This is a genomic window from uncultured Aliiroseovarius sp., assembly GCF_947492455.1.
In the GTDB taxonomy this organism is placed as follows: Bacteria; Pseudomonadota; Alphaproteobacteria; order Rhodobacterales; family Rhodobacteraceae; genus Aliiroseovarius.
In genome coordinates this window covers 459,073-474,315 of sequence record NZ_CANLNB010000002.1, presented here as the reverse complement: position 1 = coordinate 474,315, position 15,243 = coordinate 459,073, and the positions used below count along the sequence as shown (strand labels likewise).

Genomic DNA, 15,243 nt, shown 5'->3' with positions numbered 1-15,243 from the left:
GACCGATTGCCAAGCCGCCCTGCGCAGGGGATTAGGGCTGAAATGCCGCCAGCCGGGACAAAGCGGTCTGAATGCCCGCCGCATCGATGTTGGCAAAGGCCACGCGCAACTGCTGCGCACCGCTTTTGTCTCCTTCTGGCGTGAACATCGTGCCGGGCAGGGCCAGCAGGCTGGCCTTGTCGACCAAAGCCTGCGCCAGCTGGTCCGAGGGCTTGTCGAACGGGTGCTGCAGATAGGCAAAATACGCTCCGCAGCCCATCAATTTCCACCCGCGTTCCGCCAAGGGCGCGAACCCGTCGCGCATCGCTTGGGCGCGGGACAGAATCTCGATCCGTTCACCCGCCAGCCATTCGTCCAAATTGCGCAATCCCCAAAGCGCCGCGTGCTGGCCTAGTTGCGCGGGACAGATGGTGACGGTGTCCAGAAACTTCTCAATCTCTAGCAGACGGGCAGGCGAGGTCAGAACCGACCCAACCCGGTGCCCGGTCAGGCGATAGGATTTCGAGAATGAATACAGCTGAATGACCGTATCGGCCCAGTCGGGATCGGCCAGAAGGTCATGCGGCGACCCGTCTTGACTGTGAAAATCGCGATAGGTCTCGTCGATGATCAGGGCTATCCCCCGGGCGCGCGCAAGATCACGGAAGGCTGCGATCAGATCGGAAGGGTACTCCACCCCGGTCGGGTTATTGGGTGTCACCAGCGCAATTGCGCGGGTGCGCGGTGTGATCAGCGCGGCGGCCTTATCGGGATCCGGCAATAGATCTTCACCAGTCGCCAGCGGCACCGCCGTGATCCCCCCCATATCGAGCCACATTTTATGATTGAAATACCATGGGGTTGGCAGAATGACCTCATCCCCCGGCGCAGCCAAAGTGGCAATCACTGCCGCAAAGGCCTGATTGCAGCCCGAGGTGATCGCCACATTCTGCGACGACACGTCCGCGCCATAGTGACGGTTGATGTTGAACGCCAGCTCATCGCGCAACGCGGGCAGCCCCAGAACCGGCCCATACAGATGGATTTCGGGCAGGCGCAGCACCGCATCCGCCATCGCCTCGCGCATGGCTTCAGGGGGCGGATCTACGGGGGCGGCTTGGCTGACATTGATCAAGGGCTGGTCGGGCGCAAAACTCTTGCCCTCCAACCAGCGCCGCGCTTCCATGACAGGGGGCGAAAACGTGTTGGCAAGATTGGGGTTCAAAAGCATCTGGGGCCTCATGCGAAAGGTTTCACACGGACCCTATCAACGACAAAGGGGCGCGACAATGCATGTCTACGCCCTTCCTCTTGCCCAAAATACCTCGGGGTGAATGCGCAAAGCGCAGAGGGGCAGCGCCCCTCAGGCTCACGACGTGAGCCACCGACACACTCGGCAGGATCAGCCCTCTAATACCACCAACGCGTGGCGCTTCTTGCCCGCCGACAGCTTCATTGGCTGGGCCAACTCATCTGCGCCAATCATCCGGACGTCCGTTAGGGCTTCATCATTCACCTTGGCACCGTTTTCAGCGATCAAGCGTTTGGCTTCCTTGCCCGATTTCACCAGACCGGCCTTCACGAACAGCTGAATGATCGAGATCCCGTCGCCCAGATCGTCGGCAGACAGCGCAACGGTTGGCAGGTCGTCACCCGTGCCGCCCTTTTCAAACACTTCGCGCGCGGTGGCTTCGGCAGCCGCCGCCGCTTCGGCGCCATGCGCCAGCGTGGTCACTTCGTTGGCCAAGATGATCTTCGCATCGTTGATCGCCTGACCTTCCAGCGCGCCCAGACGATCGCATTCTTCAATGGGTAGCTCGGTGTAGAGCTTCAGGAACCGGCCTACATCGGCATCCGTCGTGTTGCGCCAGAACTGCCAGAATTCGTAGGGCGACAGCATGTCGGCGTTCAGCCAAATCGCGCCGTTCAAGGACTTGCCCATTTTCTTGCCGTCCGACGTGGTCAGCAGCGGCGAGGTTAGGCCGAAAATCTGGCTGTCCAGCACCCGGCGGGTCAGGTCGATCCCGTTCACGATGTTGCCCCACTGGTCCGAGCCGCCCATCTGCAAGAGACAGCCATAGCGGCGGTTCAGCTCGAGGAAGTCATAAGCCTGCAGGATCATGTAGTTGAACTCAAGGAACGAGAGGCTCTGTTCGCGATCCAAACGCGATTTCACGCTTTCAAAGCTCAGCATCCGGTTGACCGAGAAATGCCGCCCGATATCGCGCAGAAAATCGAGGTAGTTCAGATCGTCCAGCCACTCGGCGTTGTTCAGCATCAGCGCCTTGGTCGGGCCGTCGCTGTCATAGTCGATATAGCTCGCAAACACCTTTTTGATGCCGGCAATGTTGTCGTCGATCTGATCGGGCGTCAGCAGCGGACGCTCGTCTGCGCGGAAGGATGGGTCGCCCACCTTGGTCGTGCCGCCGCCCATCAGGGTGATCGGCTGGTGGCCGGTTTTCTGCAGCCAGCGCAGCATCATGATCTGGATCAGCGACCCCACATGCAGCGATTTCGCGGTGGCGTCAAAACCGATATAGGCCGGAACGACACCTTCAACCAAAGCTTCGTCCAGCGCCTGATAATCGGTGCAATCGGCCAGAAAGCCGCGCTCGATCATCACACGCATGAAGTCGGATTTCGGGTGGTAGGTCATCGTATTTCGGTCCATCCTATCTTTCGTTGGGCTTCCGTATAGACGGGGGCCGCCAAAAGGGAAAGAGCGTGTTGGCGATGGCGGATGAGAATGGGGCGAAGACGGGGCCGATTTGGGCGCTGGGGATGATGTCCGGCACCTCACTGGACGGTGTGGACGCAGCCCTTGTTCAGACCGACGGCACCCGCATTCATGCCTTCGGGCCGAGCGCCTATGCGGACTATACTGACGCCCAAAGGACCGATCTGCGCGTCGCTCTTGGACAGTGGCCGGACGGGCCGGACGTGGCACCCGCTGCGCGTGTAGGCGAAGCGGCGCATATCGCCTTGGCGCGGACGCTGCTGGCAGAGAATTCAGCGGACCTTCTGGGCTATCACGGACAAACGCTGGCCCATGATCCCACCAACGGACGCACGCATCAGGCGGGCAATGGGCAGGTGCTGGCCGATATGCTGCGCGTGCCGGTGGTTTGGGATTTCCGCAGCAAAGACGTGGCCGAAGGCGGCGAGGGCGCACCGCTTGCCCCTTTCTTTCACCACGCCTGCGCGCGGTTTATCGGCGCGGACGCCCCCATCGCGTTCCTGAACCTCGGCGGGGTGGGGAATGTCACATGGGTGGACCCGCGCATTGACGCGCCCGAGGTGCCAAATGCCTGCCTAGCTTTCGACACCGGTCCCGCGAACGCGCCGATCAACGATCTGATGTTGGCGCGGCGCGGGGTGGCTTTGGATCAAGGCGGCGCATTGGCGCTGTCTGGACTGTCCGACGAGGGCATCGTGCAGGCCTTCTTGGACCACCCGTATTTCACACGCCAACCGCCCAAATCGCTCGACCGGGATCAGTTTCCTGATCTACTGCCCGCAGTGGCCAAACTGTCCGACGCAGATGCCGCGCGCACGTTGGCTGCCTGTGCCGCCGAGGCTGTCGCCCAAGGCATGGCCCATTGCCCCAGCCCGCCAACACGGCTTCTGGTCACGGGCGGTGGGCGCAAGAACGCAGCCATCATGCACGAACTCTTTGCGCGTCTGTCCGTGCCTGTGCAAGACATCGACGATACCGGATTGGACGGAGACATGCTGGAAGCGCAGGCCTTTGCCTTCCTTGCGGTGCGCGTCGCAAGCGGGCTACCAACATCGGCGCCCAGCACGACAGGCGTTGCCGCTCCGGTTGGGGGCGGCAAGGTCTCTTCCCCTGAAAACAGCTGAAAGGCGGGCTTAGGTGCGCGCCACGGTGGCCTTGTCGCCATAGAAGGCCACATGGCCCTTGATCTGCTCAAGATCCTCGATCGGGGCGTCATAGGACCAAGCGGCATCCTCGATCACGGTCGATTTCGTCTGGATCGAGAAATGCTTCGCCTCACCCTTATAAGGGCAGGTGGTGACGGTGGCGCTGTCGTCCAAAAACGCCATGGCGATGTCGCCACGCGGGAAATAGATCACCGGCGGCAGATCGCCTTCCTGCACCTCAAGGGCGTCTTGGCTTTCCCCGATCACTGCGCCCCCGGCACGTACGGTCCATTTGCCTTCAGCGGCGCGAATGATGATGTTGTCGGTCATTGTTCTTCTTTCCCCGTACGATTTTGCGGCACCCTAACAGATCCTGTGTAAAAAGCGCGTGTCAAATTGGCGCGCAAGCACCTTTCAACCATTGCAACGCAGCGTCAGACACCTGAGTACCCAGCAATTCCAGTGTTTTGGCGTGATAGGCATTCAGCCACGCGCGTTCCTCGCCCGATAGCATCTCGGTAATGATCAACGAGGTGTCGACGGGCACATATGTAAGTGTTTCAAGGCTCAGCATCTCGCGTTCGCGGTCGCCGCCCGGCGGTGTCGGGGCTTTCTGCACAACCACAAGGTTTTCCAGCCGAATACCGAACGCGCCGTTGCGATAGTATCCCGGTTCGTTGGACAGGATCATGCCCGGCAAAAGCTCGGTATCCGAGATCGGAGAGAACCGCTGCGGCCCTTCATGGACCGACAGATAGGCGCCTACGCCATGCCCGGTGCCGTGGTTGAAATCCTGATGCGCCGCCCAAAGAGGGTAGCGTGCGATCGGGTCGAGATCGCGGCCCGTACGGCCCTTCGGGAAATAGGTGCGTGACAGGGCAACCATGCCCTGCAACACACGGGTAAAACAGCGTTTTTCATCGTCGCCGACCTCGCCCACGCTTAGGGTGCGGGTGATATCTGTGGTGCCATCGCGATACTGCCCGCCACTGTCCAGAACCACCAGATTGCCGCCCTCAAGCGTGCGGTTGGTCTCTTCGGTCACGCGGTAATGCATGATCGCGCCATTGGGACCTGCGCCTGCGATGGTCTCGAACGAGATGTCCATCAGCGCATTGGTGGCGCGGCGTTTTTCTTCCAGTTGGGTGACCAAATCAATCTCGGTCAGGCTGGTCTTGTTACTTGCCTCAAACCACGCCAGAAACTCGACCACGGCGGCGGCATCGCGCAGATGGGCTGTCCGCGCGCCTTTCAGCTCTGTCGGGTTCTTCTGTGCCTTGGGCAGGATCGCGGGATCTTCGGCCCAATCGATCGGGATCCCGGCCTCCGACAGGATCTGCCAGACCGCATAAGGGGCCGAGGCACGGTCCACACGCACCGGGCCGTCCAGACGTTTGAGCGCAGTTTGAAAATCGCGGATCGGGTGCAGCGAGACATCCGCATCAAACTGCACCTCGACCGTCCGGCCTTCCGTGGCGAAAAACTGGACCGAGGCATCGTCGCCTAAGATCGCAAAGCCCTGCACAACCGGGATGCAGGGGATGTCGTTGCCCCGGATATTTAGAAGCCACGCAATGCTGTCGGACAGCGTGATCGCGCAGGCTTTCTGCCCCTTGGCCAACAGCTCGTCGGCCAGCTCGCCCCGTTTTGCGGCGCTGGATTGCCCTGCGAATTCAAGGGGCTGCTCGATGATCTTGCCGCTGGGCGGGGCAGGGCGGTCCTCCCAGATCTGGTCGACGAGATTGTCGGTGGGCACCAGCGTGACACCAGTGCCATCCAGAGCTTTCTCGATCCTTTCGATCTCGGATTTCGTATGCAGCCACGGATCAAACCCGATCCGCGCTTTGCCCGAGATCTGTTCCTTCAGCCAATCACCCGGTTGAACCTCGGGCCAATCGACAGGTGAGAAAGCGGTCATATCGGCCTGTTCACGTACCTGAACACGATATCGCCCGTCGACGAACACCCCAGCCACACCTTTCAGCGCAATGCAGAAGCCAGCCGAGCCCGTAAATCCGGTCAGCCACGCTAACCGCGCATCGCAGTCCGCAACATACTCACCTTGATGGGCATCCGCGCGCGGCACAAAGAACCCGTCCAACCCTTTCAGCCCCATCGCGCGGCGCAGGCGGTCCAAACGGGCGGCCCCTTTGCTTGGATCGGCGGTGGTGGTGAAGCTCTGGAACATCGAGGTCTCCGAAATCGGTTTTCGCACTAAAAAACACGCCCGCGAAGGGCGGGCGCGTGTTGGGCGCAACATGCCGCGAAACGGGCGCGGTGAAAAGGGGGTAAAGCGTTTCGATTTCAACCCTTCACGGGGGAAAACGAAACGCAGCGCGAGGTATAAATGTGGCGTGCGTTTTACGATAAACCTGTACCTCAAGTTTATCGCAAAACGCTTTAGATTGCTTTCTTGATCCCCATGACGCGGGCACGGGCACGTGGGTCGCTGTCGAAAAGCGCCGCCAGCTGTTCGGTGATCGCACCGGCCAGTTGCTCGGCATCGGTGATGGTGACGGCGCGTTCGTAATAACGGGTCACGTCGTGGCCGATCCCAATCGCCAAAAGCTCGACCTGTTTGCGTTTCTCGACCATCTCGATCACGTCGCGCAGGTGTTTTTCCAGATAATTCGCGGGGTTAACGGACAGAGTTGAATCGTCCACCGGCGCCCCATCTGAAATTACCATCAGGATCTTGCGCTGCTCGGGGCGGGCCACGATCCGGCGGTGCGCCCATTCCAGCGCCTCGCCGTCGATATTTTCCTTCAGCAGCCCTTCTTTCATCATCAGGCCCAAATTGTCGCGCGTGCGGCGCATCGGGGCGTCGGCCTGTTTATAGATGATGTGGCGCAGATCGTTCAGACGGCCGGGTTGCTGAGGCCGCCCATCCGCCAACCATTTCTCGCGTGCAAGGCCACCTTTCCAGGCACGGGTGGTGAAGCCCAAAACCTCGACCTTCACCTGACAGCGTTCCAGCGTGCGCGACAGCACGTCGGCACAGATCGCCGCGATCGAAATCGGACGTCCGCGCATCGAGCCCGAGTTGTCCAGCAGCAGTGTCACCACCGTGTCGCGGAATTCAGTGTCTTTTTCCTGCTTGAACGACAGGGGCGTCGTGGGGTTCGCAACCACACGGGCCAGACGGCCTGCGTCCAGAATGCCTTCTTCAAGGTCAAACAACCACGAGCGGTTCTGCTGTGCCTGCAAACGGCGCTGCAGCTTATTGGCCAGACGCGAGACCGCGCCCTTCAACGGCTCCAACTGCTGGTCCAGATAGGCGCGCAGACGCTCCAACTCGGCAGGTTCTGCCAGATCTTCGGCCATGACCTCTTCGTCGTGCTCGTTGTGGAAAACCAGATAATCCGGGTCTGCGTCGGATGCGGGCTGAGGCGTCGGCGGTTCGGGCGGGGCGTCCGCGTCGGGCATTTCTGCCTCTTCGCCCACCTCATCTTCGGCCATGTCATCAAGGGTGACCTGCGCCTCGGACGGGTCCATCTGCTCGTCTTGCGCGCGTTCGGGATCGGCTTCGGCCTCGTCCTCTTCCGGCGACTGCTCCGAATTCGGATCGTCCTGCGCCTCGTCGTCTTCGGGCTGGGCTTCGTCCTCGTTCTCGTCATCCTCGGCGTCCGGATCATCGCCAAGCTGGTCGCCATAGCCCAGATCTTCGATGATCTGGCGGGCAAAGCGCGAGAATGACTGCTGATCGGCCAAAGCGCCGGTCAGGTCGTTCAGATGCTCGCCACATTGCGCTTCGATGAAATCGCGCCACAGGCCCATCACGTTATCAGCACCAGCTGGGAGGTCGCGGCCAGTCGCCAAATGGCGCATCAGGTATCCGGCGGCAACGGGCAGGGGGGCATCGGCGGCGGCGGTGATCTGGTCATAGCCCAGACGTTCGGCCTCGTGCCCGATCTTGGCGTCAATATTGCCCGCTGTTCCTGGCATGTCGCGGGCCCCCAACGCCTCGCAGCGGGCGGTTTCCATCGCGTCATAGATCTCGCGCGCCATGTTGCCGGCAGGGGCGTATTTCGCAAAGGTCGCTTCGTCGTGATAGCGCAGCTTCATGGCATAGGCATCCGCCGTGCCACGCGCCAACAACACCTCGTCCTTGGTCATTCGCCGCGTGACCTGAGGCAGGCGCATCGCGTCACGGCTGACGCCCGAGGGGTCCACCGTGAAGCTCACCGACAGTTCCGGCTCATCGGCAAGCGTCTTCGTCGCCTCAGCCAGCGCTTTTTTGAACGGATCAGCGGGGTTGTCGGTGGGTTTTTTCATTCTATTGGCCTATCGATCCACGGTTCAACGCGTCATCGCAATGAGGGCGGTGAAGACCCGCGGGGTGGCGCGTAAGCGCCGCCCCATGGGGGCGGGTCGGCGCTGCCCGGTCTGTCGACCGGGCGGTGCAATCTGATATCAATCGCTTGGAAATCACCCCAAGCTCATGCTCACCGCGCTCTCCGGCAGTTCCTCGTCGAAGCAACGCTGATAGAACTCGGCCACGATCTGGCGCTCCAGTTCGTCACATTTGTTCAGGAAGGACAGACGGAACGCGTAGCCGACCGAGCGGAAGATGGATGCGTTTTGCGCCCAGTTGATCACGGTCCGCGGGCTCATCACCGTCGACAGATCGCCGTTCATAAAGGCCGTACGGGTCAGGTCCGCGACGGTGACCATCTGGCTGACGGTCTGGCGGCCGGTCTCGGTGTTCAGGAATGGGTTTTTCGCCAGCACGATGTTGGTTTCTGCGTCATGCGACAGATAGTTCAGCGTGGCGACCAGCGACCAGCGGTCCATCTGCGCTTGGTTGATCTGCTGCACGCCGTGATACAGCCCCGTCGTGTCGCCCAGACCCACGGTGTTCGCGGTGGCAAACAGGCGGAAGGACGGGTGGGGGGTGATAACTTCGTTCTGGTCCAGAAGAGTCAGCTTGCCGTCATGTTCCAGCACGCGCTGGATAACGAACATCACGTCGGCACGGCCCGCATCGTATTCGTCGAACACAATCGCAGTCGGGTTGCGCAGGGCCCAGGGCAGAATGCCTTCTTGGAACTCGGTGACCTGCATGCCGTCTTTCAGCTTGATCGCGTCCTTACCGATCAGGTCGATCCGGCTGATGTGACTGTCGAGGTTCACGCGCACGGCCGGCCAGTTCAGACGGGCCGCAACCTGTTCAATATGGGTCGATTTACCCGTACCGTGATAGCCCTGCACCATCACGCGGCGGTTGTGCGAGAAACCCGCCAGAATTGCCAGCGTGGTGTCCGGGTCAAACTTATAGGTGCTGTCCACCTCGGGCACGCGGCTGGTACGTTCGGCAAAGCCCTTGACCATCATGTCGCTGTCGATGCCGAAAACCTCGCGCACCGAAATGTCTTCGGTCGGTTTCGCGTTCATATCCAGGGTGCCGTCTGCCATGTGGGTGATCCTTCTGTCACGCGCCCCATTGCGCGCTCATGTCTAGTGTTACGGACGTGATGCCCGATGTGGATCACTCGTGCAAGGGGAAGCGGGGGGAAAAGCTGACGCTGGGCAAGGCTGGCCTTACAAACTGCGAGCGGCTGGCTTGGTCACTTCGCCAAGCCAGCCGCATTTTCTTGTCACAAATATCCCGGGGTGAATGCGCAGCGCGCAGAGGGGCAGAGCCCCTTTGACCCGCCACCTTACTTAAAGCTGCGGCTGTCCTTGATCTGATCCCAGGCCCAGCGAACCTCTTGCAGCTGCTCTTCCTGAGAGCGGTCGCCGCCGTTCATGTCAGGGTGCAGCACCTTGATCAGTTTCTTATAGGACTTGCGGATTTCGGCCTTGGTCCAGTGATCCTTGGCTTCCAGAATGTCGATGGCGCGACGTTCCGTGGGCGGCAGCTTGCGGGTGCCCGTGATCGACTTGCCGGGGTTCTGCGTGGCGTTGGCGCCCAGAACCTGATGCGGGTCGTCCACGCCCAGACGGGCCCAGGCGCGCTGTTCGTCCTTGGTGCCGAAGGGCTTGGTCTCGCGTTCCCACACGCGGTCCTTGTCGGCCTGCGCGTTCATTTCCTCTTCGGACGCGCCGTCGAAGAAGTTCCATTTCAGATTATACTCGCGCACGTGGTCTTTGCAGAACCATTTGAACTCGTCCAGATGATCGGGCGAGCGGGGCGCGCGGTACTGTCCGGCCTCGTTACAGCCGTCATGTTCACACACACGTTTCGAGGTCTCAAACGCGCCAGACATCCCACGCTTGCCGCGCGGGTTGCGTTTCTTGGCTGCAGAGACAGACATGTCAAAACCAAAAGGATCGTCGTTGGGCATCATTACTACTCTTTTCGACTCGGACCCGAGAGTTTAGTGCTTTTTCACCGGGATTGAAGAGGGAACGGATAAGAAATGAACAGATCGGACCGAATTCATCAGGCGCTGAGCGCGGCGTTCGCCCCGGAACATCTTGAAGTCATTGATGAAAGCGAACAGCATCGCGGTCATGCGGGCTATCAGGACGGTGGTGAAAGCCATTTCCGGGTGATCATCCGTGCGCCAGAATTTGCCGATATGTCACGGATCGCACGCCATCGCGCGGTGCACAAGGCGCTTGGCGCGGATCTGGTGTCCGAGATCCACGCGCTTGCGCTTGAGATTTCCGGCTGATCACCGGAGCGTATAGGGCTCGTCGCTGTTAACACTTGGCGCCGCGTCGCTGTGGTCGTTCGCTTCAGTGGCTGAGGGCAGGCTTGGCGCGTTGTTTTCCTCGGTCACCTCGTCTGCGACGGCTGTCACGGCAGCGAAGTCTGCATCTGCGGCTTGCTCATCCGTTCGATCCTCGGCGGGGCGGCGGAAGACCAGCATGTTCTGATACACGGTGGTGCGCCCCGTCAGGCCCGAGCGTTCTTCGCTGGGCAGCGTATCGGTGCGCAGATATTCCCAGCCTTCTGCACTGGCCTCGTTCAGGACCTCTTGAATGGCAAGGGCGAAACGGGCCTCGGACCCTTTGACGCCACGGGCTTTCTTGCCTTTGCGCGGGGCGGGGATCACTTGGTATTCGTAGATCGTCATGGACTGACCTTTTCAATTTGTCCGGCTTTAGGCCGTATAAACGGTTTTCGGCCTAGGGGCCAAGAGGGTGTCCGTGGAAGTGGCGGATTGCCCCTGTCTGGTTAGCCCACCAGACGCGGGGGCGCGTCCTGCTTCAGGGCCGCGGCTTCGGCACGCGACAGCTGTTCGCCTTGCTTGCGCTTCAACAGCACTTCGCGGGCGCGGGCGTATTCGTCACCTTGCCAGAAGATCAGGCAGCCGTTGCAGCCTTTACCACAGCAGCCATCCGTGCCGACGCGGTTGGTTTTCAGGCGGGTCTCGCGGCCATCTGCGGCAATCGCGTCCGCCAGATCATCGCGGCGCTTTTCATAGGCCTTCGGGTTTTCTTTCCCCGACATTTCAAGCCCTTGCGTCAGCTTGTCAAAGCGGATGCGCTTCCATTGTTCGTCCGTCAGCGCCTTTTCTTTGCGCAACACGGTGAAGGCGGGGAAGCGGGCTTTCAGGTCGTCCAGATCCTCGTGATCGAACAGGGCGAAGGGCACGCGGATGGTGGTCTTGGTGCTGCCATGGACGACCTCTTTGATGTCACCCTTGTGGTAGTCCTCGAATTCGTACATCCGCAGCAGCACGGTCTCGCGCGCGATGGGCGAGATGAATTCCAGCACCTCACCGGCCTCCAGCTTGTTCTTCACTTCGACCAGGAACGCGTCCTCGGTGACATCCGTAACAACGCCCGCATATTCCCACTGCGCCAGCGACGCGGTGTGCTCGTAATCATGGGCATAGTTGGTCAGGCGACCTTCGTGGAAGGCCAGCGTGTAGCCGCGGTTCCCGACGGCCTCGAGCTCGCGCATGTAAGGCTTCGGATCCCAGTTTTCCGGGTCAGCGTAATAGTCATCAATCGCCATGCGATAGGCGCGGGCGACGATGGCGCAGTAGTACTCGGACTTGCCGCGCCCTTCGACCTTCAGGCTGTCGACACCGATCTTCAGATACTCGTCCAGCTTCGGCATGATGCACAGATCGCGCGAGTTCAGGATGTACGACCCGCGCCCGTCTTCCTCGATCGGCATGAATTCCCCGGGGCGGCAGCCTTCTTCCAGCAGGAATTCAAACATATCCGCGTTGTCTTCGGTGATGTTCAGATCTTCGATCGTGCCGTCCTTCAGGCGCATCCGAACGCCATAGTTCCAACGGCACGAGTTCGCGCAGTTGCCTTGGTTCGCGCCGCGTTCGGCCATGAAGTTGGACAGCAGGCAGCGGCCCGAATAGGTCATGCACATCGCGCCATGCACGAAGGCCTCGAGCTTCACATCCGGGCATTCTTCGCGAATTTCGACCAGCTCGGGATAGGACACCTCGCGGGCCAGAACGACCAGTTCGGCCCCCTGATCTTCCCAGAACTTCACCGACAGCCACGAACACACGTTGGCCTGCGTCGAGATATGCAGGGGCAGTTCCGGCGCGCGGGTCTTTACATATTGAAACACGCCGGGATCCGCGATGATCAGCCCGTCAGGCTTCACCTTGCGCACTGTGTCGATATATTCGTCCAGCTTCGGGATGTCTTTGTTGTGGCTGAACAGGTTCAGCGTCAGATAGGCGCGGCGGCCGTGATCGTGGCAGAACTGAACGCCCTCGATCACCTCTTCCAGCGAAAACTGCGACTTGGTGCGCAGCGACATATCCGGCGTCCCCAGATAGACCGCGTCCGCGCCATACAGCACGGCCATTTTCAGTTTTCGCAGATTGCCCGCGGGCATCAAAAGTTCAGAGCGTCGTTCAGTCATCTTATCACCCGTGTGTTCGCGCATTCGCGGGTTAGAGAAATGGCAAAGGCCCCGAAAAGGGGGCCTTCATCGCAAATTGTCGTTTGAAATCAGAGGCCCAGCTTGGCCGTCACGATTTCATTCACCGCCTTCGGGTTGGCCTTGCCGCCGGTGGCTTTCATCACCTGACCGACGAAGAACCCAACCAGTTTCGGGTTCTGTTTGGCTTTCTCGACCTGAGCGGGGTTGGCGGCGATCACCTCGTCCACGGCGGCCTCGATGGCGCCGGTGTCAGTGACCTGCTTCATGCCGCGGGCTTCCACGATCTCGGCCGGGTCGCCGCCTTCGGTATAGACGATCTCGAACAGATCCTTGGCGATCTTGCCCGAGATGTCGCCCTTGGCGATCAGCTTGATGATACCACCCAGCTGCTCGGGGCTGACCGGGCTTTCTTTGATCGAGTGATCTTCCTTCTTCAGACGGCCAAACAGCTCGTTGATCACCCAGTTGGCGGCCAGCTTGCCGTCATTGCCCTCGGCCACGGCTTCAAAGAAAGCAGCGTTCTCGGCTTCGGCGGTCAGCACGTCGGCGTCATATTCCGACAGGCCGAAATCGGTCACGAAGCGGGCTTTCTTTTCGTCCGGCAGTTCCGGCAGGGTTTTGGCGATGTCGTCCACCCACTCTTGCTCGATTTCCAGCGGCAACAGGTCGGGGCAGGGGAAGTAACGATAGTCGTGTGCTTCTTCCTTCGAGCGCATCGAGCGGGTTTCGTTCTTGTCCGCGTCATAGAGACGGGTTTCCTGAACGACCTCGCCACCATCCTCCAGAATGGCGATCTGGCGCTTGGCTTCATAGTCAATCGCTGCCTGAATGAAGCGCATCGAGTTCATGTTCTTGATCTCGCAGCGGGTGCCCAGATGACCGAAATCCTGCGTCTCTTGATATTTCTCGTACTGACCCGGACGGCAGACCGAGACGTTCACGTCGGCGCGCAGGTTGCCGTTCTGCATGTTGCCATCACAGGTGCCCAGATAGCGCAGGATCTGGCGCAGCTTGGTGACGTAGGCAGCAGCTTCCTCGGGTCCGCGAATGTCGGGACGACTGACGATCTCCATCAGCGCGACGCCCGTGCGGTTCAGGTCGACGAAGGACATGTTCGGATCCATGTCGTGCACGGATTTACCGGCGTCCTGCTCAAGGTGGATGCGTTCGATGCGGACCTTGCGGGCCACGCCCGGGCCCATATCCACGATCACTTCGCCTTCGCCCACGATGGGGTGATAGAGCTGCGAAATCTGATAGCCCTGCGGCAGGTCCGGATAGAAATAGTTTTTGCGGTCGAAGGCCGAGAACAGGTTGATGTCTGCCTTCAGACCCAGACCGGTGCGCACGGCCTGTTCCACACAATATTCGTTGATCACGGGCAGCATGCCGGGCATGGCGCTGTCCACGAAAGCCACGTTCGAGTTCGGCTCGGCGCCAAACTTCGTCGATGCGCCCGAAAACAGCTTCGCGTTCGAGCTGACCTGCGCGTGGATTTCCATCCCGATGACCAGTTCCCAGTCTTCCTTCGCCCCTGCAATCACTTTCGGCTGCGGGCTTTCATAGGCGAGATGATCAAGCATGTGTGTTTTCCCAAGTGTCAAAACCTGTCCGGGTTCTAGTTGAGGTGACGGGAAGGGGCAAGAGGGCAGGCGCGCAGGAAGGTTCGAGGTGTTGTGGCGTGAAATGGATATGCTGCACTGCAGAGGGAATGCTAACCTGCCGATAGTATTTGGTTTATTTCACCTGTGAATAAGAATGCATACCAGCCTTGCAAATAAGGCATATCAGCAAGTCATAGCCCATTGCTGCGCTGCGGCGAAAAAAGTGTTGCAATACGCAACCAACAGTCCTATTCCCCCCTGATCAGACACCGGGGGGACCGTCTGTACCAAACGTAGGTGGGAAAAATGAAACGGATTATGATGGGCCTTGTGGCGACAGTGATGCTGTCGGACGCCGTTATGGCCGAGGACTTTTTTGGCTCGCGCGCGTCGCGTCAGCCGGTACTAACCATGCAGTGGGATGAGAAGCCGCAGGCCAAAGCCTGGACCGAAGCGACCATCGCTGCACTGGAAAATCACGGAACCGTTCTGGCAGAGGTCGTTCCAGCGGACATCGCCGAGTGGTGCCCGGATTACGAAAATCAGGACACGGCAGGGCGTAACGCGTTCTGGGCGGGGCTTCTGTCCACGCTGTCCTTCTATGAAAGCACATGGCGCCAGACGGCTGTCGGCGGTGGCGGCAAATGGTACGGTCTGGTGCAGATCCTGCCCGCAACCGCACGCGGCTATGGCTGCGAAGCCCGCTCGGGCGAGGCGCTGAAGAACGGCGAGATGAACCTGTCCTGCGCCGTGCGCATCATGGCCGTGACCGTACCGCGTGACAACGTGGTCTCGCGCGGGATGAAGGGCGTGGCAGCCGACTGGGGCCCGTTCCATTCCAAGCGTAAGCGCGAGCAAATGCGCGAGTGGGTGCGCGAGCAGAACTACTGCGCTGCGGGTTAAGCCCGGAAGAATACTCCATAGATCGGTCCTGGGGCCGGTCGAAAAAGGAAGGGCGGGAGA

Annotated in this window: 13 protein-coding genes; 3 read left to right on the top strand and 10 right to left on the bottom strand. The window is 60.4% G+C overall.

The annotated features are described in order from the left end of the window. Positions 1-31: 31 nt before the first annotated feature. Both Q0677_RS05685 and tyrS read right to left on the bottom strand, forming a co-directional pair. Positions 32-1,210, bottom strand: a complete 1,179-nt coding sequence (locus Q0677_RS05685; RefSeq protein WP_298906933.1) for an aminotransferase — start codon at positions 1,208-1,210, stop codon at positions 32-34. Between the two features lie 171 nt (positions 1,211-1,381). After that, positions 1,382-2,635, bottom strand: coding sequence for a tyrosine--tRNA ligase (gene tyrS / locus Q0677_RS05680; RefSeq protein ID WP_298907512.1), 1,254 nt, complete (start codon positions 2,633-2,635; stop codon positions 1,382-1,384). A gap of 77 nt (positions 2,636-2,712) precedes the next feature. Here tyrS and Q0677_RS05675 point away from each other — a divergent pair, with 77 nt between their 5' ends. Then, the gene (locus Q0677_RS05675) at positions 2,713-3,840 is read left to right on the top strand and encodes an anhydro-N-acetylmuramic acid kinase (protein WP_298906930.1); all 1,128 of its coding nucleotides are present in this window, start codon (positions 2,713-2,715) and stop codon (positions 3,838-3,840) included. A 9-nt stretch (positions 3,841-3,849) separates the two neighbouring features. Here the strand turns inward: Q0677_RS05675 and Q0677_RS05670 are convergent, their stop codons facing one another. The 5 genes from Q0677_RS05670 to Q0677_RS05650 form a co-directional block, all read right to left on the bottom strand. Continuing rightward, positions 3,850-4,191, bottom strand: a complete 342-nt coding sequence (locus Q0677_RS05670) for a DUF427 domain-containing protein (protein WP_298906928.1) — start codon at positions 4,189-4,191, stop codon at positions 3,850-3,852. 61 nt (positions 4,192-4,252) lie between these two features. Beyond that, positions 4,253-6,049 (bottom strand): aminopeptidase P family protein, encoded by a 1,797-nt coding sequence (locus tag Q0677_RS05665; RefSeq protein WP_298906925.1) that lies wholly within the window; start codon positions 6,047-6,049, stop codon positions 4,253-4,255. Positions 6,050-6,261: 212 nt separating this feature from the next. Then, positions 6,262-8,136, bottom strand: coding sequence for a cobaltochelatase subunit CobT (gene cobT, locus Q0677_RS05660; protein WP_298906922.1), 1,875 nt, complete (start codon positions 8,134-8,136; stop codon positions 6,262-6,264). 153 nt (positions 8,137-8,289) lie between these two features. Beyond that, positions 8,290-9,276 carry a cobaltochelatase subunit CobS gene (gene cobS / locus Q0677_RS05655; protein ID WP_298906919.1) on the bottom strand — a complete coding sequence of 329 codons (987 nt, stop codon included), beginning with the start codon at positions 9,274-9,276 and terminating at the stop codon, positions 8,290-8,292. A 245-nt stretch (positions 9,277-9,521) separates the two neighbouring features. Continuing rightward, entirely contained in the window at positions 9,522-10,148 is a 627-nt protein-coding gene (locus tag Q0677_RS05650; protein WP_298906917.1) for a DnaJ domain-containing protein, read from the bottom strand. A gap of 75 nt (positions 10,149-10,223) precedes the next feature. On the opposite strand from Q0677_RS05650, the gene Q0677_RS05645 reads away from it, so the two are divergent. Then, positions 10,224-10,481: a BolA family transcriptional regulator gene (locus tag Q0677_RS05645; RefSeq protein ID WP_298906914.1), complete on the top strand. Its 258-nt coding sequence runs from the start codon at positions 10,224-10,226 to the stop codon at positions 10,479-10,481. Here Q0677_RS05645 and Q0677_RS05640 read toward each other — a convergent pair whose 3' ends face one another. From Q0677_RS05640 to gatB, 3 genes are all read right to left on the bottom strand, one after another. Beyond that, positions 10,482-10,886 (bottom strand): DUF4177 domain-containing protein, encoded by a 405-nt coding sequence (locus Q0677_RS05640; protein ID WP_298906912.1) that lies wholly within the window; start codon positions 10,884-10,886, stop codon positions 10,482-10,484. A gap of 101 nt (positions 10,887-10,987) precedes the next feature. Continuing rightward, positions 10,988-12,655 (bottom strand): U32 family peptidase C-terminal domain-containing protein, encoded by a 1,668-nt coding sequence (locus tag Q0677_RS05635; RefSeq protein WP_298906910.1) that lies wholly within the window; start codon positions 12,653-12,655, stop codon positions 10,988-10,990. 89 nt (positions 12,656-12,744) lie between these two features. Next, positions 12,745-14,259 carry an Asp-tRNA(Asn)/Glu-tRNA(Gln) amidotransferase subunit GatB gene (gene gatB / locus Q0677_RS05630; RefSeq protein WP_298906906.1) on the bottom strand — a complete coding sequence of 505 codons (1,515 nt, stop codon included), beginning with the start codon at positions 14,257-14,259 and terminating at the stop codon, positions 12,745-12,747. A gap of 327 nt (positions 14,260-14,586) precedes the next feature. On the opposite strand from gatB, the gene Q0677_RS05625 reads away from it, so the two are divergent. Beyond that, the gene (locus Q0677_RS05625; protein ID WP_298906904.1) at positions 14,587-15,183 is read left to right on the top strand and encodes a transglycosylase SLT domain-containing protein; all 597 of its coding nucleotides are present in this window, start codon (positions 14,587-14,589) and stop codon (positions 15,181-15,183) included. The last annotated feature ends 60 nt before the right edge of the window (positions 15,184-15,243 follow it).

Coding starts and splice junctions, on each gene's coding strand:
- Q0677_RS05625 (WP_298906904.1), top strand. CDS start 14,587: ATGAAACGGATTATGATGGGCCTTGTGGCGACAGTGATGCTGTCGGAC.
- Q0677_RS05685 (WP_298906933.1), bottom strand. CDS start 1,210: ATGCTTTTGAACCCCAATCTTGCCAACACGTTTTCGCCCCCTGTCATG.
- gatB (WP_298906906.1), bottom strand. CDS start 14,259: ATGCTTGATCATCTCGCCTATGAAAGCCCGCAGCCGAAAGTGATTGCA.
- Q0677_RS05670 (WP_298906928.1), bottom strand. CDS start 4,191: ATGACCGACAACATCATCATTCGCGCCGCTGAAGGCAAATGGACCGTA.
- Q0677_RS05635 (WP_298906910.1), bottom strand. CDS start 12,655: ATGACTGAACGACGCTCTGAACTTTTGATGCCCGCGGGCAATCTGCGA.
- Q0677_RS05675 (WP_298906930.1), top strand. CDS start 2,713: ATGGCGGATGAGAATGGGGCGAAGACGGGGCCGATTTGGGCGCTGGGG.
- cobS (WP_298906919.1), bottom strand. CDS start 9,276: ATGGCAGACGGCACCCTGGATATGAACGCGAAACCGACCGAAGACATT.
- Q0677_RS05650 (WP_298906917.1), bottom strand. CDS start 10,148: ATGCCCAACGACGATCCTTTTGGTTTTGACATGTCTGTCTCTGCAGCC.
- Q0677_RS05640 (WP_298906912.1), bottom strand. CDS start 10,886: ATGACGATCTACGAATACCAAGTGATCCCCGCCCCGCGCAAAGGCAAG.
- Q0677_RS05665 (WP_298906925.1), bottom strand. CDS start 6,049: ATGTTCCAGAGCTTCACCACCACCGCCGATCCAAGCAAAGGGGCCGCC.
- tyrS (WP_298907512.1), bottom strand. CDS start 2,635: ATGACCTACCACCCGAAATCCGACTTCATGCGTGTGATGATCGAGCGC.
- Q0677_RS05645 (WP_298906914.1), top strand. CDS start 10,224: ATGAACAGATCGGACCGAATTCATCAGGCGCTGAGCGCGGCGTTCGCC.
- cobT (WP_298906922.1), bottom strand. CDS start 8,136: ATGAAAAAACCCACCGACAACCCCGCTGATCCGTTCAAAAAAGCGCTG.